Below are 15,803 nucleotides of genomic sequence, written 5' to 3' on the forward strand. Positions count from 1 at the left end.
CCTGCCGCACATCGTTACCATCGGCCGGTTATCGCCGGCCGCACGAATTTAAAAGAGCATCATGAGCGAAATTATTTACGGCATTCACGCCGTCAAAGCCCTGTTAGAGCGCGATCCGCAACGCTTCCTGGAAGTGTTTATCCTGAAAGGCCGCGAAGATCGCCGCCTGCAACCGCTGATCGCCGAGCTGGAAGCGACCGGCATCGTGATCCAGGTGGCGAGCCGCCAGTGGCTGGATGACAAGGTTGAAGGCGCGGTACACCAGGGGATCATTGCCCGGGTGCGCGAAGGGCGTCAGTATCAGGAAAACGATCTGCCAGGCCTGTTGGAGAGCGTGGAAACGCCATTCCTGCTGGTGCTGGACGGCGTGACCGACCCGCATAACCTCGGCGCCTGCCTGCGCAGCGCCGACGCTGCCGGCGTGCACGCGGTGATCGTGCCGCGCGACCGTTCTGCCCAACTGAACGCCACCGCCAAGAAAGTGGCCTGCGGCGCCGCCGAGAGCGTGCCGCTGATCCGCGTGACCAACCTGGCGCGCACGCTGCGCCTGCTGCAGGAAATGAACGTCTGGGTGGTGGGTACCGCCGGCGAAGCCGACCATACGCTGTATCAGAGCAAAATGACCGGCCCGATGGCGCTGGTGATGGGCGCGGAAGGCGAAGGCATGCGTCGTCTGACCCGCGAACACTGCGACGAGCTGATCAGTATCCCGATGGCCGGTACCGTCTCTTCGCTGAACGTGTCGGTCGCCACCGGCATTTGCCTGTTCGAAGCGGTGCGTCAGCGCGGCTGATCCTCCTGACGGGGGCCCTGAGCCCCCGTTAATTCCCCCTCTTGTGATCCCGCCTTCGGCAGAAATCTCTGCGCCGACCATACTTACTCCTGACGCTTTTCTCAGGGAGCACTCTCATGGTCTGGACTACGCACACCGTTTTTAACCAACCCAAGCCGCTGGGCAACAGCAACCTGTTTCTCTCCGATACGCCGCTGCGCGAAGCGTTGCAGCGCGAGCAGGGCGGCTGGGACGCCGAGGTATTGGCTTCGCTGGGCCAGCAGCTTGGCACCCAGGAGTCGCTGGAGCTGGGCCGCCTGGCCAACGCCAACCCGCCGGAGCTGCTGCGCTACGACGCCACTGGCCAGCGGCTGGACGACGTTCGCTTTCATCCCGCCTGGCATATCCTGATGCAGGGGCTGATCGCCAACCGGGTGCACAACCTGCCCTGGCAGGAGGATGCGCGCATCGGTTCCTTCGTGGCGCGCGCCGCGCGCTTTATGCTGCATGCACAGGTTGAGGCCGGTACGCTGTGCCCGGTGACCATGACCTTCGGCGCTACGCCGCTGTTGCTGCAGGCGTTGCCGGTCGAGTTTCGCTCCTGGCTGACGCCGCTGCTGTCGGATCGTTATGACGCTCACCTACTGCCGGGCGGGCAAAAGCGCGGCCTGCTGATCGGCATGGGCATGACGGAGAAGCAGGGCGGTTCCGACGTTTTGAGCAATACCACTACCGCCGCGCCGCTCGGCGCGCGCGGGCCGGGTGAAGCCTACCGGCTGGTGGGGCACAAGTGGTTCTTCTCGGTGCCGCAGAGCGATGCGCACCTGGTGCTGGCGCAGGCCGAAGGCGGGTTGTCCTGTTTCTTCCTGCCGCGCATTTTGCCGGACGGCAGCCGCAACGCCATTCGCCTGGAGCGATTGAAAGACAAGCTGGGTAACCGCTCCAACGCCAGCAGCGAAGTGGAGTTTCAGGACGCCACCGCCTGGCTGTTGGGGGATGAGGGTGACGGCGTGCGGCATATCCTGAAGATGGGCGGCCTGACCCGTTTCGACTGCTCGCTTGGCAGCCACGGCCTGATGCGCCGCGGGCTGTCGGTGGCGCTGTATCATGCGCTGCAGCGGCAGGCGTTCGGCAAGCTCTTGATCGAACAACCGCTGATGCGCCAGGTTTTGGCGCGCATGGCGCTGCGGCTGGAAGGGCATACCGCGTTGCTGTTCCGGCTGGCCCGCGCCTGGGAAAGCCGCAGCAATGAGGGCGAACTGATCTACAGCCGCCTGCTGACCCCGGCGGCCAAATACAGCATCTGTCGCCAGGGCATGCCGTTCATCGCCGAGGCGATGGAGGTGCTGGGCGGTATCGGCTACTGCGAAGAGAGCGAGCTGCCACGCTTGTATCGCGAGATGCCGGTCAACAGCATCTGGGAAGGTTCCGGCAACATCATGTGTCTGGACGTGTTGCGCAGCCTGCACAAGCTGCCGGGCGCGCTCGAAATGCTGCAGTTCGAGCTGCAGCCGGTGCGCGGCCAGAATCGCTTGTTCGATCACGCCTGGCGGCAGTGGCAGCAGCGTGCCCGGCAACCGCATGAAGAGATGGGGCGGCTGCTGACCCAGCAGCTGTTCGACCTGTGCTGTGCCGCGCAGCTGCTGCAGCATGCCAGCCCGCAGATAGCCGACGCCTGGTGCCACCTGACGCTGGATCACCGCGGCGAGAGCCTGCTGTCGGCCGAGGTGTGCGAACTGCTGCTCAACCGCGCTATCGGCGGTTAGGGAAAAGGGTGGCGCGCGGCGGCGAAAACCTTTTTAATTCAGCCTCACTCTGACAGGAAAATGCACATGGATATTCTCAGCGCGTTGGCGGCGTTCGCCTCTTATTTCTTCAGCGGTTTCGCCATGATTTTGGTGTTTCTGTTCGTCTATACCCGCATCACTCCTCACGATGAATGGGCGCTGATCAAGGCCGATAATCAATCCGCCGCCTTTGCTTTCATCGGCGCTTGCCTGGGATATGTGATCCCGTTGGCCAGCGCGGCGATCAACTCGATCAGCCTGCTGGATTACCTGCTGTGGGGCGTAGTGGCGCTGGTGGTGCAACTGCTGCTGTTCGCGGCCGTGAAGATCTACATGCCACGCATCAGCGACAAGATCGAAGCGAACCACCTGGCCGCCGGGATTTTCCTGGGGGGCGTCTCCGTCAGCGGCGGCGTGTTGAATGCGGCTTGCATGAGCTACTAAAGGTATAAGATGGCCGAGGCGCGCCAGCCAAGCGGGTGCGCCTGTTCTTCCATCCGCAGGATGCGGTAATAGCTGGCGCCGTGTTGGCCGGCGGTGCGAGCGATGGCCTGCTCCGCCTCCTGCGGTGAACCGGGCAGATCGTTAAAGGTGATCTCGGCGATTTCACTGAGCGGCGTCACGCGATCGGCGGGCGCCAGCTCGGCGGACTGTGCGCCGGTGCTGAGCAGCCCTACTGAAAGCAGGAGGGAGGTGAGTGCGGTGGAGCGTTTCATGGCGTTCCCCTTCGTCAGATCCTGAATCGCACCCGCAACATGCGGCATGCTGTCCGACAGTGTGCAATACCCTACTTCAGCCTGTGCAAAGCCAGTGTAAATCTGCTTAAAAAATCCCCGCCTTACCGATACAGGATCGCCTGGGAATACCATTGGCCCGGCACGATGGTTTCGCTGTTCATGATGATCACGTAATACCGGGCGCCGGCGGCGGTGGCCTTGCGCTGGATCTCCGCTTCCACGTCCATCGGGCTGCCGCGCACCACGGCGGTGACGGTACCTATCTTCACCAGCTCGGCGGTCTGTGCGCGGACGATCTCCTGCGCCTGTGCGGTGGGCGGTGGCGGCGGTTTCGGCGTGGTGGTCATGATGCCGCAGGCGGAAAGCTGTGCGGCCAGCGTCAGGGCGATGAGTGTGCGGACAAGCGTCATGGTGACCTCGAAAGAGCCGGTACGATGGCTTCAGTGTAACGCAATATAAGCTGGAACAGATTGAGCTAACGCTGGCTGGCGCAAGTTTGTCATGATGAATGCCAACAGGTGAGTTGAGGATGAACGGATGATCGAAATTCATGACGAGCGGGCGGGCGATGTTGCGGTGATCCATGCCGTCCCCGCAGGGCACTATCAGCGGCCCTTGCCGACGGTGTTCTTCTGTCATGGCTATACCTCGTCGAAAGAGGTGTACGCCTACTTCGCCTATGCGCTGGCGCGCGCCGGTTTTCGGGTGATATTGCCGGATGCCGATCGGCACGGCGAGCGGTTCGACGGCGATGAGGCGCGGCGTCTGGCCACGTTTTGGGAGATCCTGCGCAGCAATATCGACGAGCTGCCGCAGATCAAGGCGCATTTCGAGCGGCTCGGCCTGATTGCCGACGGGCGTATCGGCGTCGCCGGTGCCTCTATGGGGGGCATGACCGCGCTTGGCGCCTTCGCGCGCTTCCCGTGGATCCGGGCGGCCGCCAGCCTGATGGGTTCCGGCTATTACCGTGCGCTGGCGCAAACGCTGTATCCGCCGTTGGGCGAAGAGGGCGAGGCGCTCTCGCCGCCAGCGTTTGCGGCGCGCACGGCCGTGCTGGCGGAGTATGAGCTGGAAGGGCGTTTGGCGGCGATCGCCGGGCGGCCGCTGCTGCTGTGGCACGGCGAGACGGACGACGTGGTGCCGGCGGCGGACAGCCTGCGTTTGGCGGCTGAACTGCGGCAGCAAGGCGCGGACGGCCGTTTGACGTCGCTCATCGAACCGGGGGTGAAGCACCGCATCACGCCGCTGGCGCTGTCCGCCACGGCCGACTTCTTCCGCCGCGAACTGTAATGCTCCGCCGGGCGCGATGCCAGGAATTGCACCGCTCTGTGCCTGCTGTTTCGGCCATCGTTTGGCCGAATGAAGGGGAGAATGTCAGCGTGAATTCTTTCAGGGCAGCAAGGAGCAGAGGGCATGATAAAAAGCATCGGCAGTACGGCCGGTTTAATGGGAACGATGAAAGCGCGCGCCGAGCTTAACTCAGCGGCCTTCAGTGAGATGTTGGGGGCCGCCGACGGCAAGGCGCGGCAAAACCAGGCGAATCCGCTGTCGCGCATCACGGCGCAGACGGTGCAAAACATGACGGCGTTGTTCGCCTCCGCGCCGAAAGCGGCAGCCACTCACACCGCAGCGGCCGATACGCTCTCGTTCGAACAGCGGGCGACCCTGACGGGTAGCGCCGAGCTGTTGCAAACGCGGACAAATTATCTGCAGATGGCGCTGCAATTGCATAATCCGGGCAAGGCGTTCAGCATGCCGGCGCTGCTCAAGCTGTGATGAGGGAAGCGGAGCGCCCAACGGGCGGCGCTCCGGTGCGGACTGAACGGGCTTTCTGATGAAGCCCTGGGGATTTCCCTGGCGTGGCGTGCGTTTTTAGCGGTACAGCTCAGCGCTGACGTGCATCGTGCTGTTGTCGCCCGGTTCGTGCAGGGCGATGATGCGATAAGAACTTGCGCCGCGTTGATCGGCGATTTTGCTGACCTGGCTGCTGGCGTCATCCGGCGAAACCACGTTCTGGTTCAGGGTGACGAAGCCGACGCTCTGGCGTTGATCGGCCTGGTGCGAGGTGATCTCCGTTGCGGCCATTAGGTTGGCGGAAAACAGGGCGGCCAGCGCCGTTGCGAGCATGATGCGTTTCATAGTGCCTCTCTTAACCCTTTGCCGTTACGGCCTGACAGCGAATGTCGCTGCGGCAAAAAGTCATTTATCTGCATTGAATAACCTGAAATCTTTTTCGTCGCGCTGTCTGCGGCGGATATGGTTAATTTTAGTCCGTTGCGGCGGATTAAAAAGCGGGGGCTTTTGATGACCTCTTTCAAAAAAAGTGAAATAGATTTGTGACTCAGCGCTGATTTCATTGAAAGATTTTTGAAACCGATGGATCGGCGTACATAGGTTCTCCCACGAGCAAATTGTGCTATTTCCCATAGCGCCTCGCATTAACGCGAATAAAACCCACGCAGTCCTTGAGTTTCCCGCCCTGCGTCAGTATGATTACGCGTCATTTTTCAGCCGCACACTAAACACGTTCCTTGCTTCCATGGGCCGCGGTTGACCCTGACAGGAGGCTGAATAATCCGTAAGGAGCAATTCGATGCGTCATTACGAAATCGTTTTTATGGTCCATCCTGACCAAAGCGAACAGGTTCCGGGCATGATCGAGCGTTACAGTGCTACCATCACTAACGCGCAAGGTCAGATTCACCGTCTGGAAGACTGGGGCCGCCGTCAGCTGGCTTATCCGATCAACAAACTGCACAAGGCTCACTACGTTCTGCTGAACGTTGAAGCGCCGCAGGAAGCGATCGATGAGCTGGAAACTAACTTCCGCTTCAACGACGCCGTTATCCGCAGCATGGTTATGCGCGTTAAGCACGCGGTAACTGAAGCATCTCCGATGGTTAAAGCGAAAGACGAACGTCGTGGCGATCGCCGCGAAGACTTCGCTAACGAAACCGCAGATGATGCAGATGCTGGGGATTCTGAAGAGTAATTGCCGCCGTGACGGCTAATCGTCTGGTTTTGTCGGGCACTGTGTGCAAGGCGCCGGTTCGAAAAGTGAGTCCTTCCGGGATACCGCACTGCCAATTTGTGCTAGAGCACCGTTCGCAGCAGATGGAAGCCGGATTCAGCAGACAAGCATGGTGCCGAATGCCCGTGGTTGTCAGCGGACAACAGTCACAAGCACTAACTCAAAGATTAACGGTCGGCAGTCAGATTACCGTGCAAGGCTTTGTAAGCTGCCATCAAGGGCGCAACGGGCTGAGCAAATTGGTTCTGCATGCCGAGCAGATTGAATTGATAGATTCTGGAGACTAGCCAAATGGCACGTTATTTCCGTCGTCGCAAGTTCTGCCGTTTCACCGCGGAAGGCGTTCAAGAGATTGACTATAAAGACATCGCTACGCTGAAAAACTACATCACCGAAAGTGGTAAAATTGTACCGAGCCGTATCACCGGTACTCGTGCAAAATATCAGCGCCAGCTGGCCCGTGCTATCAAGCGCGCGCGCTACCTGTCTTTGTTGCCGTACACTGATCGTCATCAGTAATCGGCCACTGTCCATTAACGACTTTGAGAGGATAAGGTAATGCAAGTTATTCTGCTTGATAAAGTAGCAAACCTGGGCAGCCTGGGTGATCAAGTTAACGTTAAAGCGGGCTACGCTCGTAACTTCCTGGTACCACAGGGCAAAGCTGTTCCTGCTACCAAGAAAAACGTTGAGTTCTTCGAAGCACGCCGTGCTGAACTGGAAGCCAAACTGGCTGACGTTCTGGCTGCTGCTGAAGCTCGCGCAACCAAGATCAACGAACTGGGTTCAGTCACCATCGCTTCCAAATCTGGCGACGAAGGTAAACTGTTCGGCTCTATCGGCACCCGCGACATCGCTGACGCAGTGACTGCGGCAGGCGTTGAAGTTGCCAAGAGCGAAGTTCGTCTGCCGAACGGCGTTCTGCGTACCACTGGTGAGCACGAAGTGCACTTCCAGGTACACAGCGACGTGTTCGCACAGCTGAATGTAGTTGTGGTTGCAGAAGCGTAATTTACGCTGCTGTTAACCCGGTTAAAACGCCAGCCTCGCGCTGGCGTTTTGCTTTTCTGCGCCCGGCAAAACGCGCTACGCTTGAAGACGGGATGAAAAGGAGAGCGTGCGATGGCAAAGATTACGCTACAGCGGGTTTATGATTTCAGCGCGCCGGCGCCGGAACACTGTTATCTGATAGACAGGCTATGGCCGCGCGGCATCAGCAAGGCGCGGCTGACGGGCGTGCAGTGGCTGAAACAGGTGGCGCCGGATGACGAACTGCGCAAGTGGTTCCATCAGCATACCGACCAGTGGGCGGTCTTCGAGGCGCGTTACCGCCAACAGCTGGCGGCCAACGACGCCTGGCAGCCGCTGGTGGCGCTGTTACGGCAGGGGCAAACGCTGACGCTGCTGTATGGCAGCAAAGATACCGAGCACAACCAGGGCGTGGTGCTGCGCGAGTTTTTGCTGGCGCAGCTGTAGGGATTAGCGTTCCCGGCGGTAGCTGCCGTCGGCCTGGCGGCGGAACAGCGCCTGGCTGTTGTCCACCGTGGTAACCGACAGCGCGTTAATCACGCCGTTGGCGTCGCGTTCGATGCGCACTTCCTGGCCGGCTTTCATGTTGCTCAGCGGCTTGTCGCCGCCTTCCACCTGCGCCATGGCGAACACTTCATTCACCGGCAGATTGTTGTCGCGAAACAGCTGGGCCAGGGTCTGGCCGGGCTGGATCTGATAACGCTGCCAGTTGCCCGCCGGCGTTGGTTCGTTGGTAGACGTGGTGCCGCCGTTTTGCAGATCGGCCTGCAGCGGCACGCTGGTTTCCTGCTGGGAAACCGGGAACGGCTGTCTTTCGGGCGAGTACGGCCACAGCAGGGCCAGCAGCAGGATGATGCCGAAGATCAGCACCCAGCGGCGGTGGAAGTAGGGCAGTGGCTCCATCCAATGGAAACCGTCCGGCAGATGCCAGACTTTGGCCAGCAGCGCTTTGACCTGCTGCATTTTGTCGTTGGCCGGCGGTGGCTCCGATGGCGGTTCCGCGCCTTCAGACGTGGGTGCGGCGCCCGGTTTCAGGCGCTGGCTGACATTCAGCCAGGTGCGCAGCAGCGGCTGGTAGATGCGGGTGGTTTTCCTTCTCCTGGGCGCGATTCTGCCCATGGTGACCTCTCTTCGACGGCGTAGTAATTAGCGCGGCGCGGCAAGCGCCTCGCCTGCCCGATATCCTGCTTTCAGTATAGTCCGCTAACTGATTGAAGCGAAAGGCAGCTGAGCGGCAGAGCCGCGGTTTGCGGCTGCGGGCGTTAACAGAAGGTTATTGTTTCTTTTTCTACGACAAAAGTCATCATTCTCCACACAAGATTTTACCCGGCATTGACGCGCTGTTATGCTGCGCTTTCGACTTTTTACAGACTTAAGGAAAACCCCATGACAACCCCTTCTTTTGACAGCGTTGAAGCGCAAGCAAGTTACGGGATTGGTTTACAGGTCGGCCAGCAGCTGCAAGAGTCCGGGCTGGAAGGTTTGCAACCGGAAGCTTTGCTGGCGGGTCTGCGTGACGCGCTGGAAGGGAATGCCCCGGCGGTTCCGGTAGACGTGGTGCACCGTGCGCTGCGTGAGATCCACGAGCGTGCGGACGCGGTGCGCCGCGAGCGCCAGCAGGCGATGGCCGTTGAAGGCCAGAAATTCCTGGACGACAACGCCAAGCGCGACGACGTGACGCTGACCGAGTCCGGCCTGCAGTTCTCCGTGCTGGAGCAGGGCAACGGCCCGATCCCGTCCCGTCAGGACCGCGTGCGTGTGCACTACACCGGTCGTCTGATCAACGGCGACGTGTTCGACAGCTCGGTCGAGCGCGGCCAGCCGGCAGAATTCCCGGTCAGCGGCGTGATCCCAGGCTGGATCGAAGCGCTGACCCTGATGCCGGTCGGCTCCAAATGGCAGCTGTATATCCCGCACAACCTGGCCTATGGCGAGCGTGGCGCTGGCGCGTCCATCCCGCCGTTCAGCGCGCTGGTGTTCGACGTCGAGCTGCTGGAAATCCTGTAATCCCACCGAGGATTGCTCTGGGCGCCTTCGTGGCGCCCTTATTTTATGCGCCGCGCAGCGCGCGCGGGAACAGCAGATTGTTTTCCAGGCTGATGTGCTCCATCAGATCGCCGATGAACTCGTCGATGCCGGTGTACAGCGCTCGCCAGGTGGTGCAGGCGCCCTCCGGCGGCGTGACGTTATCGGTGAGGAACTTCACCACTTCCAGCTGCTCACCCGCCTCGTCATGTTCATGCTCCATCACCGAGATCGGTCCGGCGGCCTGCGGCCCCATGCCCTGTTTGATCAGCGGGAACAGGATCTGCTCCTCTTTCATCATGTGATTCTCCAGATCCAGGCGGATCAGGTTCAGCTGCTTCGCCAACCCGCGCGGGCAGCTGGGCTTGTCGCCGTGCACGCGTTCGACCTTTTCCGCCATCAGCACCAGTTCTGCCAGCTGCTCGCGGTGTCGCTGATGAAAGCGCGGCAGAATGTAATCGATCACCTCACCGAGCGGCGCCGTGCGCCAGTCCCGGCTTGGCTCCGGCGTGGCGGCCAGGGCGGCCAGTTCGTTTTCCAGCCTGTCGATATCTAACCCTTTGCGCTCGGCGGCGCGTGCCAGCGATTGCCGGCCGCCGCAGCAGAAATCCAGCTGATGCTGGCGAAACAGACGGGATGCACGGGGAATGGCGATAGCGAGCGCGCCAAGGGATTGATTGCGGTAATCCATGGTAGTGCCTCTTTAAACGAAGGAATCCTATAACATGCATTTTAAATGCAATTTAAAGGGCGCGCCAGCGGGAAAATCGAAGAGAAGGTGGCCGGGGCTGGGGACCCCGGCCGGGTGATTATTTCGCGCTAAGATCGATGCGATACACCGCGAAACCGATGCGGTCATTGCCTTCGGCGGTCATCGGATATTGAGCGTGCTCCTTGATAAACGCCGTCGCTTTGTCCGACGGCGAGGTCTCGAAGCGGATATCCAGCGGTTGCTGGCTGCTGAAGGTCGCCAAACGCCAGTTGTTGTCCGCCTGCGGATGCACCGCGCCGTGTTGCTGGGTTTCGGCGCTGATGTAGGCCGCCAGCACTGAACGGTTTTCATCCGGCGAAGCGAAGGCGATGTGTTTGTCGCCGGTGCCGGCAAATTTGCCGCCGTAGGCGCGGTAATTGTTGGTGGCGACCAGGAAGGTGGCGTTCGGATCGATCGGCTTGCCGTTGAAGGTCAACTGCTTGATGCGCTCCGCCTTATCGTTGATCAGCTGGCATTCACCGTCGTAGCGCGCCGGCTGGCTGACGTCGATCTGGTAATTGACGCCGTCGATCACGTCGAAGTTATAGGTGCGGAAGCCGTCCCAGTTGATCAAGCCCTGCGGCTTGGCGCTGTTGACGTCGATCTGGTTGAACTGGCCGGCGGAGCACTCCAGCCACTCTTTCACCTCTTTGCCGCTGGCCTTCACCACCACCAGGGTATTGGGGTAGAGATAGAGATCGGCGGCGTTGCGGAAGGTGAGTTGGCCCTTTTCCACTTCGACGAAGCTGGCCGGATCGTTCTTGCGGCCGCCGACCTTGAACGGCGCCGCCGCCGACAGCACCGGCAGATCGGCCAGATCCGGATCGCCCTGAATGTAATGTTCAACGTAGGCCTTCTGCGCATTGTTGACGATCTGCACCGTCGGATCGTCCTGCACCAGCGCCAGGTAGCTGTACATGTTGCCGTCGGATTTGCCGATCGGCTGGCTGACGAACTCGCGCGTGCCCTTGTGATCGTCCGCCAACACTTTCACCAGCGCGGCGTCTTCCGCCGCCAGCGATTTCTTGTTCTCTTTGTCGTAGATCGGCCGTGCTTCCGCTTTGGCGGCGGTCACTTTCCAGCTACCGCTATCGTTGTTGAGCTGCAGGTCGACCACGCCGAGATGATCGCCCCATTGGCCCGGCATCACCGCCGGTACGCCGTTCAGCAGGCCCTTATCGATATCCGCGCCTTTGATATTGGCGAAGTCCTTGCTCGGGAACACCGCATGGGCGTGGCCGAACATGATGGCGTCGATGCCCGGTACCTGGCTGAGGTAGTAGACCGAGTTTTCCGCCATTGCCTTGTAAGGCTCGCTGGACAGCCCGGAATGCGGGATCGCCACCACCAGATCGGCGCCCTGTTTACGCATTTCCGGCACGTAGCGTTTGGCGGTGGCGGTGATGTCGTCCACCGTCACCTTGCCCTGCAGGTTAGCCTTGTCCCACACCAGGATCTGCGGCGGCACGAAGCCGATGTAGCCGATGCGCAGCGTATGCGCCTTGCCGTCGCGGTCTTTCACCGGCGTATCGACGATGATGTACGGCGTGAACAGCGGTTTTTGCGTTTTGGCGTCGATGACGTTGGCGTTGATATACGGGAACTTGGCGCCGGCGATGGCGTTCTTCAGGTAGTCCAGCCCGTAGTTGAATTCATGGTTGCCGATGTTGCCGACCACATAGTTCAGCGTATTCATCGCCTTATAGACCGGATGCACGTCGCCCGGTTTCAGCCCCTTGGCCGCCATGTAGTCGCCGAGCGGGCTGCCCTGAATGATGTCGCCGTTGTCCACCAACACTGCGTTGGTAGCCTGTTGGCGCGCCTGCTGGATCAGGCTGGCGGTGCGCACCAGGCCGAATTTATCGGTCGGCGTGTCCTTGTAGTAATCGAAGTCCATCATGTTGCTGTGCAGGTCGGTGGTTTCCAGCACGCGCAGGTCGACGGTGGCCGCCTGCGCCGAGGCGCACACCAGCAGCGCAAGCGCGGACAGCGTCAGGGGATGCTTCATCATTTTGGGCTCTCTCCATTCCATTATTCGAGTGTTATCGCAGAGGGAAATGTAATTAACATTGCTTGCCACAGCAAACTGTGAAGTGTGGCAGAAAACGGCGGCAGGTAACGCGGGGAAGTTCACAGTTGTGCCCAACAAGATCTGAGGAATTCCCGGGGGTTAGCCGGTTGAGATGGATATTCAGCGTAAAAAAAACTAGTCTGCTAGCAGAGACAGGGGGAAATTTCCCACGGAGATGCAGAGTTGAGGTGCATGATGTTAGAGCGAATTTGCCAACTGTCCCGCGAGGCGGGGGCGGCGATCATGGCGGTGTACGACGGTGAACAACCGCTTGATGTCGCACAGAAGAAAGATGATTCACCGGTGACGGCGGCCGATCTGGCGGCACATCACATCATCAAGCGCGGCCTGGCGGTGCTGACGCCCGAGGTGCCGCTGCTGTCGGAAGAAGATCCGCCGGCGTGGGAAGAACGCCGCAACTGGACGCGCTACTGGCTGGTCGATCCGTTGGACGGCACTAAAGAGTTCTTGCACCGCAACGGTGAGTTCACGGTCAATATCGCCCTGATTGAAGACGGGCAGGCGGTGATGGGGGTGGTGTACGCCCCGGCGATCGACGTGCTGTATCTGGCGGAGCGCGGCAAGGCCTGGAAAGAAGAGAAGGGCGTGCGGCAGGCGATCGGCGTCAGCAACGCGCATCCGCCGCTGGTGGTGGTGAGCCGCTCGCATATCGACGACGAACTGAAAGACTATTTGCAGCAGCTGGGTGAGCACCAGACCGTGTCCGTCGGCTCCTCGCTGAAGTTCTGCCTGGTGGCGGAAGGCAAGGCGCAGCTCTATCCGCGCTTCGGGCCGACCAACATTTGGGATACCGCCGCAGGGCATGCGGTGGCGGTGGCCGCCGGGGCGCAAATTCACGATTGGCAGGGCAAGCCGTTGCTCTATACCCCGCGTGAATCTTTCCTCAACCCCGGCTTCCGGGTGTCGCTGTTCTGAGTTAGTTTGCCAACAGCTGGTGCAGCTTGGACATCACCTGCTGCACCTCTTCCGGCGTCAGCGCGCCGTCTTTGGCGAACTGAATGCGCCCTTGCTTATCCAGCACCACAATAGCTGAGCCTTTCGGCTGCAGATCCCAGGCTTTGCGCACGTTGCCGTCGCTGTCGACGATAAACTGCGACCACGGGAACTCCTTCTTGCTGTCCTCAATGCTGCTGCGCACGAACATCGCGGTGCCCATCAGGGCATCGTCGGTGTTGACGATTGTCGTCGTTTGGTAACGATCGTGTGGTAGCTTCGCCTTCTTGATCGCTTCAATCAGTGGGTCGTTCATGTCTTTGGCGGAGCTGCGGCCGGCAATATGTTGTATCACTCGCACTTTTCCACTGAGCTGCGCGCTGTTCCAGTTCTGGTAGCTAAAATTACCGTCAGCGTAATTGAGCTCTCCTTTGTCGCTGACGCCGACCGGCGCTACGCGCTGCTCGAGCTGGAAGTTGTGCGCGGAAGCGAAAAGCGGGGCGAGCAGCAGGGATACCATCAGCATGCGACTTGTTTTCATGCTTTCTCCTTGTAATGAGTGGAATTTGTGCGACAGCACTTCGACAGCCTAAAGCATAGGATGTGATAAGAGGTCTGTCCTGTTAACCGGATCGCAGATTTTCCCTTGGTTCGCTAATCATCAGATTTTGAAGGGATATACTGAAAACGTTATAAATTATCATATACAATTCTGTCAAAAAGTGTAAATCCAGCGTAGATCACCGGGCAGAAGTGAACGTTCTGGTCTTTACTGGGTCTACTACATGCAATCAAGTTGCGTTCTGAATTTCGAGGCTGCCACCTTTGGCGGCTCGCTGAGCGCATGGATCAACGGGAGGAGCGTAAAAGAATGAGAATCTTCCAGCGTTATAACCCTTTGAAAGTGGCAAAGTACGTTAAGACCCTGTTTCGCGGAAGGCTGTATATCAAGGACGTGGGCGCATTTGAATTCGACGAGGGGAAAATCCTGCCGCCGAAGATTCGTGACAAGCGCCATTTCAGCGTGATGTCTGAAGTAAACCGCCAGGTGCTGCTGTTGCAGGCCGAGTTTGGCTGAACACTGCGCTGACAGCGGTAAAAAAAATGCGGCCCCGATGGGGCCGCTGATGTTTTTGCCGGCTGGCGTCAAGCCGCCGGGGTGTCTTCCGGGGCTTTCGGCAGAACCGCCGCCGGTTTGTCGCTCAGCCGGGTGACCAGCAGCTGGTCTATCTTGTAGCTGTCGATATCCACCACTTCGAACTTGTAGCCGGCGTATTTGACGAAGTCGGTGCGTTTCGGGATCTTGCGCAGCATATACATCATAAAGCCGCCGATGGTCTCGTAGTTGCCCGCCTGCGGGAACTCGTCGATGTCCAGCACGCGCATCACGTCGTCGATCGGCGTGCCGCCTTCAATCAGCCATGAGCTTTCGTCGCGCGCCACGATCTGCTCTTCCTGGCCTTGGCCTACCAGATCGCCCATCAGCGTGGTCATCACGTCGTTAAGGGTGATGATGCCCACCACCAACGCATATTCATTGAGGATCACCGCGAAGTCTTCGCCGGCGGTCTTGAAGCTTTCCAACGCTTCGGACAGCGTCAGCGTATCCGGCACGATCAGCGCCGAGCGGATCTGCACGCCGCTGCTCAGCACCAGGCTCTGGTTGCCCAGCACGCGGTTCAGCAGGTCTTTGGAATCGACGTAGCCGACCACCTGATCGATATGGCCGTCGCACACCAGGAACTTGGAGTGCGGATGGGTCGAGACCTTCTCCTTGATGCTCTCTTCGCTTTCGCGCAGGTCGAAGTACACCACGCTTTCACGCGAGGTCATCGAAGACGGCACGGTGCGCGATTCCAGTTCGAACACGTTTTCAATCAGCTCGTGTTCCTGCTTGCGCAGCACACCCGCCAGGGCGCCGGCTTCCACCACTGCGTAGATGTCGTCGGAGGTGATGTCGTCCTTACGCACCATCGGCAGCTTGAACATGCGGAAGATCAGGTTGGCCATGCCGTTGAAGAACCACACCAGCGGGCGGAAGATCATGATGGAGAAACGCATCGGGTTGATGATCCGGACGGCGACCGTCTCTGGTGCAATCATACCGATGCGCTTCGGGGTCAAATCGGCGAACAGGATAAACAGGCTGGTCACCAGCACGAAGGAGCAGATGAAGCTGACCTGTTCCGCCAGTTCGGGCGACAGGAAACGATCGAACAACACCTTGAAAGTGGGAGAAAAAGCCGCATCGCCGACGATACCGCCGAGGATGGCCACGGCGTTCAGGCCGATCTGCACCACGGTGAAGAAGATGCCTGGGGTTTCTTGCAGTTTAAGCACTCTGGCGGCGTTGATGTTGCCTTCGTCCGCCATCAGCTTCAGTTTGATCTTGCGCGAGGCGGCCAGAGAGATTTCCGACAGTGAGAAGAACGCACTCACCGCGATCAGAAAAAGAATCAGTAAAATACTGTTTAACATAATCTATCCATACGTGCCGACGGGATGCCGGCGCTCTTGAGGAAGGGTAGTACATAGTAAAAAAAGCAGCGATAACAACCAGAAGGGAAGCTATCGGGCCGCAGAAGCGGCCCGCATAGTATAGCAGTTGCCCCACAGGGGCCGCCAGCGGTTAAAAAAGTGCCGCCG

At 59.7% G+C, this 15,803-nt stretch carries 22 protein-coding genes; 13 read left to right on the forward strand and 9 right to left on the reverse strand.

Annotated elements, in window-relative coordinates; translation table 11 throughout:
• The first annotated feature begins 61 nt into the window (after positions 1-61).
• The 3 genes from rlmB (at position 62) to ACUXAC_RS13795 (ending at position 3,003) form a co-directional block, all read left to right on the forward strand.
• On the forward strand, positions 62-793 hold the full coding sequence (rlmB, locus tag ACUXAC_RS13785) for a 23S rRNA (guanosine(2251)-2'-O)-methyltransferase RlmB (protein ID WP_038879203.1): 732 nt from the start codon (positions 62-64) through the stop codon (positions 791-793).
• A 116-nt stretch (positions 794-909) separates the two neighbouring features.
• Positions 910-2,538: an isovaleryl-CoA dehydrogenase gene (locus ACUXAC_RS13790; RefSeq protein ID WP_454266724.1), complete on the forward strand. Its 1,629-nt coding sequence runs from the start codon at positions 910-912 to the stop codon at positions 2,536-2,538.
• 66 nt (positions 2,539-2,604) lie between these two features.
• On the forward strand, positions 2,605-3,003 hold the full coding sequence (locus tag ACUXAC_RS13795) for a DUF350 domain-containing protein (RefSeq protein WP_015376394.1): 399 nt from the start codon (positions 2,605-2,607) through the stop codon (positions 3,001-3,003).
• Here ACUXAC_RS13795 and ACUXAC_RS13800 read toward each other — a convergent pair.
• Both ACUXAC_RS13800 and bsmA read right to left on the reverse strand, forming a co-directional pair.
• Positions 3,000-3,275: a YdgH/BhsA/McbA family protein gene (locus ACUXAC_RS13800; protein WP_033638652.1), complete on the reverse strand. Its 276-nt coding sequence runs from the start codon at positions 3,273-3,275 to the stop codon at positions 3,000-3,002. The two genes, ACUXAC_RS13795 and ACUXAC_RS13800, sit on opposite strands and share 4 nt — an antisense overlap.
• A gap of 122 nt (positions 3,276-3,397) precedes the next feature.
• Complete coding sequence (bsmA, locus tag ACUXAC_RS13805) at positions 3,398-3,706, reverse strand: biofilm peroxide resistance protein BsmA (protein ID WP_038879199.1); 309 nt, start codon at positions 3,704-3,706, stop codon at positions 3,398-3,400.
• Positions 3,707-3,833: 127 nt separating this feature from the next.
• Between bsmA and yjfP the strand changes: the two genes are divergently transcribed.
• The gene (gene yjfP / locus ACUXAC_RS13810; RefSeq protein WP_159318870.1) at positions 3,834-4,586 is read left to right on the forward strand and encodes an esterase; all 753 of its coding nucleotides are present in this window, start codon (positions 3,834-3,836) and stop codon (positions 4,584-4,586) included.
• Positions 4,587-4,709: 123 nt separating this feature from the next.
• On the forward strand, positions 4,710-5,072 hold the full coding sequence (locus tag ACUXAC_RS13815) for a hypothetical protein (RefSeq protein ID WP_060440892.1): 363 nt from the start codon (positions 4,710-4,712) through the stop codon (positions 5,070-5,072).
• Between the two features lie 96 nt (positions 5,073-5,168).
• Here the strand turns inward: ACUXAC_RS13815 and ACUXAC_RS13820 are convergent, their stop codons facing one another.
• Complete coding sequence (locus ACUXAC_RS13820) at positions 5,169-5,435, reverse strand: YdgH/BhsA/McbA family protein (RefSeq protein ID WP_060421907.1); 267 nt, start codon at positions 5,433-5,435, stop codon at positions 5,169-5,171.
• The gene (locus tag ACUXAC_RS13825; RefSeq protein ID WP_126179771.1) at positions 5,432-5,653 is read right to left on the reverse strand and encodes a hypothetical protein; all 222 of its coding nucleotides are present in this window, start codon (positions 5,651-5,653) and stop codon (positions 5,432-5,434) included. Before ACUXAC_RS13825 ends, ACUXAC_RS13820 begins: the two co-directional genes overlap by 4 nt.
• Before the next feature lie 236 nt (positions 5,654-5,889).
• Here ACUXAC_RS13825 and rpsF point away from each other — a divergent pair, with 236 nt between their 5' ends.
• From rpsF to ACUXAC_RS13850, 5 genes are all read left to right on the forward strand, one after another.
• Positions 5,890-6,288: a 30S ribosomal protein S6 gene (rpsF, locus tag ACUXAC_RS13830; protein ID WP_004933634.1), complete on the forward strand. Its 399-nt coding sequence runs from the start codon at positions 5,890-5,892 to the stop codon at positions 6,286-6,288.
• 8 nt (positions 6,289-6,296) lie between these two features.
• Positions 6,297-6,614: a primosomal replication protein N gene (gene priB / locus ACUXAC_RS13835; RefSeq protein WP_049233092.1), complete on the forward strand. Its 318-nt coding sequence runs from the start codon at positions 6,297-6,299 to the stop codon at positions 6,612-6,614.
• 4 nt (positions 6,615-6,618) lie between these two features.
• Positions 6,619-6,846 carry a 30S ribosomal protein S18 gene (gene rpsR, locus ACUXAC_RS13840; protein WP_000135199.1) on the forward strand — a complete coding sequence of 76 codons (228 nt, stop codon included), beginning with the start codon at positions 6,619-6,621 and terminating at the stop codon, positions 6,844-6,846.
• A 39-nt stretch (positions 6,847-6,885) separates the two neighbouring features.
• On the forward strand, positions 6,886-7,338 hold the full coding sequence (gene rplI, locus ACUXAC_RS13845) for a 50S ribosomal protein L9 (RefSeq protein WP_004933629.1): 453 nt from the start codon (positions 6,886-6,888) through the stop codon (positions 7,336-7,338).
• A gap of 111 nt (positions 7,339-7,449) precedes the next feature.
• Positions 7,450-7,803 (forward strand): DUF488 domain-containing protein, encoded by a 354-nt coding sequence (locus ACUXAC_RS13850; RefSeq protein WP_047569644.1) that lies wholly within the window; start codon positions 7,450-7,452, stop codon positions 7,801-7,803.
• A gap of 3 nt (positions 7,804-7,806) precedes the next feature.
• Here the strand turns inward: ACUXAC_RS13850 and ACUXAC_RS13855 are convergent, their stop codons facing one another.
• On the reverse strand, positions 7,807-8,475 hold the full coding sequence (locus tag ACUXAC_RS13855) for an OapA family protein (RefSeq protein WP_187321948.1): 669 nt from the start codon (positions 8,473-8,475) through the stop codon (positions 7,807-7,809).
• Positions 8,476-8,742: 267 nt separating this feature from the next.
• Here ACUXAC_RS13855 and fklB point away from each other — a divergent pair, with 267 nt between their 5' ends.
• Entirely contained in the window at positions 8,743-9,363 is a 621-nt protein-coding gene (gene fklB / locus ACUXAC_RS13860) for an FKBP-type peptidyl-prolyl cis-trans isomerase (RefSeq protein WP_004933618.1), read from the forward strand.
• 43 nt (positions 9,364-9,406) lie between these two features.
• On the opposite strand, the gene ytfE is transcribed toward fklB, so the two are convergent.
• Both ytfE and ACUXAC_RS13870 read right to left on the reverse strand, forming a co-directional pair.
• The gene (ytfE, locus tag ACUXAC_RS13865; protein ID WP_070913671.1) at positions 9,407-10,072 is read right to left on the reverse strand and encodes an iron-sulfur cluster repair protein YtfE; all 666 of its coding nucleotides are present in this window, start codon (positions 10,070-10,072) and stop codon (positions 9,407-9,409) included.
• 118 nt (positions 10,073-10,190) lie between these two features.
• Positions 10,191-12,143, reverse strand: a complete 1,953-nt coding sequence (locus tag ACUXAC_RS13870; RefSeq protein WP_060440889.1) for a bifunctional 2',3'-cyclic-nucleotide 2'-phosphodiesterase/3'-nucleotidase — start codon at positions 12,141-12,143, stop codon at positions 10,191-10,193.
• Between the two features lie 255 nt (positions 12,144-12,398).
• Between ACUXAC_RS13870 and cysQ the strand changes: the two genes are divergently transcribed.
• Entirely contained in the window at positions 12,399-13,139 is a 741-nt protein-coding gene (gene cysQ, locus ACUXAC_RS13875) for a 3'(2'),5'-bisphosphate nucleotidase CysQ (RefSeq protein WP_197802427.1), read from the forward strand.
• Between the two features lies 1 nt (position 13,140).
• Here the strand turns inward: cysQ and ACUXAC_RS13880 are convergent, their stop codons facing one another.
• Positions 13,141-13,698 (reverse strand): YtfJ family protein, encoded by a 558-nt coding sequence (locus tag ACUXAC_RS13880; protein ID WP_387442794.1) that lies wholly within the window; start codon positions 13,696-13,698, stop codon positions 13,141-13,143.
• Between the two features lie 330 nt (positions 13,699-14,028).
• Here ACUXAC_RS13880 and ACUXAC_RS13885 point away from each other — a divergent pair, with 330 nt between their 5' ends.
• Positions 14,029-14,235, forward strand: coding sequence for a DUF1107 domain-containing protein (locus ACUXAC_RS13885; protein WP_019453363.1), 207 nt, complete (start codon positions 14,029-14,031; stop codon positions 14,233-14,235).
• 68 nt (positions 14,236-14,303) lie between these two features.
• On the opposite strand, the gene ACUXAC_RS13890 is transcribed toward ACUXAC_RS13885, so the two are convergent.
• A complete protein-coding gene (locus ACUXAC_RS13890; protein ID WP_049270169.1) occupies positions 14,304-15,635 on the reverse strand; it encodes a hemolysin family protein in 1,332 nt (443 codons plus the stop codon).
• Between the last annotated feature and the right edge of the window lie 168 nt (positions 15,636-15,803).

The organism is Serratia sp. 121840015-1 (genome assembly GCF_053627655.1).

Bases quoted from the DNA above. Each gene is read 5' to 3' on its own strand.
- rlmB (WP_038879203.1), top strand. From the start codon at position 62: ATGAGCGAAATTATTTACGGCATTCACGCCGTCAAAGCCCTGTTAGAG.
- ACUXAC_RS13790 (WP_454266724.1), top strand. From the start codon at position 910: ATGGTCTGGACTACGCACACCGTTTTTAACCAACCCAAGCCGCTGGGC.
- ACUXAC_RS13795 (WP_015376394.1), top strand. From the start codon at position 2,605: ATGGATATTCTCAGCGCGTTGGCGGCGTTCGCCTCTTATTTCTTCAGC.
- ACUXAC_RS13800 (WP_033638652.1), bottom strand. From the start codon at position 3,275: ATGAAACGCTCCACCGCACTCACCTCCCTCCTGCTTTCAGTAGGGCTG.
- bsmA (WP_038879199.1), bottom strand. From the start codon at position 3,706: ATGACGCTTGTCCGCACACTCATCGCCCTGACGCTGGCCGCACAGCTT.
- yjfP (WP_159318870.1), top strand. From the start codon at position 3,834: ATGATCGAAATTCATGACGAGCGGGCGGGCGATGTTGCGGTGATCCAT.
- ACUXAC_RS13815 (WP_060440892.1), top strand. From the start codon at position 4,710: ATGATAAAAAGCATCGGCAGTACGGCCGGTTTAATGGGAACGATGAAA.
- ACUXAC_RS13820 (WP_060421907.1), bottom strand. From the start codon at position 5,435: ATGAAACGCATCATGCTCGCAACGGCGCTGGCCGCCCTGTTTTCCGCC.
- ACUXAC_RS13825 (WP_126179771.1), bottom strand. From the start codon at position 5,653: ATGAAATCAGCGCTGAGTCACAAATCTATTTCACTTTTTTTGAAAGAG.
- rpsF (WP_004933634.1), top strand. From the start codon at position 5,890: ATGCGTCATTACGAAATCGTTTTTATGGTCCATCCTGACCAAAGCGAA.
- rpsR (WP_000135199.1), top strand. From the start codon at position 6,619: ATGGCACGTTATTTCCGTCGTCGCAAGTTCTGCCGTTTCACCGCGGAA.
- rplI (WP_004933629.1), top strand. From the start codon at position 6,886: ATGCAAGTTATTCTGCTTGATAAAGTAGCAAACCTGGGCAGCCTGGGT.
- ACUXAC_RS13850 (WP_047569644.1), top strand. From the start codon at position 7,450: ATGGCAAAGATTACGCTACAGCGGGTTTATGATTTCAGCGCGCCGGCG.
- ACUXAC_RS13855 (WP_187321948.1), bottom strand. From the start codon at position 8,475: ATGGGCAGAATCGCGCCCAGGAGAAGGAAAACCACCCGCATCTACCAG.
- fklB (WP_004933618.1), top strand. From the start codon at position 8,743: ATGACAACCCCTTCTTTTGACAGCGTTGAAGCGCAAGCAAGTTACGGG.
- ytfE (WP_070913671.1), bottom strand. From the start codon at position 10,072: ATGGATTACCGCAATCAATCCCTTGGCGCGCTCGCTATCGCCATTCCC.
- ACUXAC_RS13870 (WP_060440889.1), bottom strand. From the start codon at position 12,143: ATGATGAAGCATCCCCTGACGCTGTCCGCGCTTGCGCTGCTGGTGTGC.
- cysQ (WP_197802427.1), top strand. From the start codon at position 12,399: ATGTTAGAGCGAATTTGCCAACTGTCCCGCGAGGCGGGGGCGGCGATC.
- ACUXAC_RS13880 (WP_387442794.1), bottom strand. From the start codon at position 13,698: ATGAAAACAAGTCGCATGCTGATGGTATCCCTGCTGCTCGCCCCGCTT.
- ACUXAC_RS13885 (WP_019453363.1), top strand. From the start codon at position 14,029: ATGAGAATCTTCCAGCGTTATAACCCTTTGAAAGTGGCAAAGTACGTT.
- ACUXAC_RS13890 (WP_049270169.1), bottom strand. From the start codon at position 15,635: ATGTTAAACAGTATTTTACTGATTCTTTTTCTGATCGCGGTGAGTGCG.